2 tRNA genes and 1 rRNA gene are annotated in these 442 nt (G+C 47.1%); all 3 read left to right on the top strand.

Annotated elements, in window-relative coordinates:
* The first annotated feature begins 20 nt into the window (after positions 1–20).
* Positions 21–97 (top strand) — tRNA-Ile (locus TEPIDINF_RS14805).
* A gap of 31 nt (positions 98–128) precedes the next feature.
* Positions 129–204, top strand: a tRNA-Ala gene (locus tag TEPIDINF_RS14800).
* Positions 205–318: 114 nt separating this feature from the next.
* Positions 319–442 (top strand): 23S ribosomal RNA (locus TEPIDINF_RS14795); the annotation flags it as partial.

Genomic DNA, 442 nt, shown 5'->3' with positions numbered 1-442 from the left:
CGCATCAAGCGTGTCATTGAGGGCCTATAGCTCAGCTGGTTAGAGCGCACGCCTGATAAGCGTGAGGTCACAAGTTCAAGTCTTGTTAGGCCCACCATTATAGAACTTAAAACTCTAATATCTAATATGGGGCTATAGCTCAGCTGGGAGAGCGCCTGCCTTGCAAGCAGGAGGTCAGCGGTTCGATCCCGCTTAGCTCCACCATTAAATTGGAAACAATGGATACTTGAAAGTTTAAGAAGAAGATGATAAATTAAACATTGTCGTCTTTTTATGTACCTTGAAAACTAGATAGCAAGAAAAGCAAGGCAAAACATAGGTTAAGCTACAAAGAGCGCACGGTGGATGCCTTGGTGCTAGGAGCCGAAGAAGGACGGGACGAACACCGATATGCCTCGGGGAGCTGTAAGTAAGCATCGATCCGGGGATTTCCGAATGGGGG

Origin of the sequence: Tepidibacillus infernus, from assembly GCF_048898065.1 — a bacterium.
GTDB classification, from domain to species: Bacteria; Bacillota; Bacilli; order Tepidibacillales; family Tepidibacillaceae; genus Tepidibacillus_B; species Tepidibacillus_B infernus.
The sequence above is the reverse complement of the archived record's forward strand: the minus strand, read 5'-3'. Positions and strand labels throughout refer to the sequence as shown.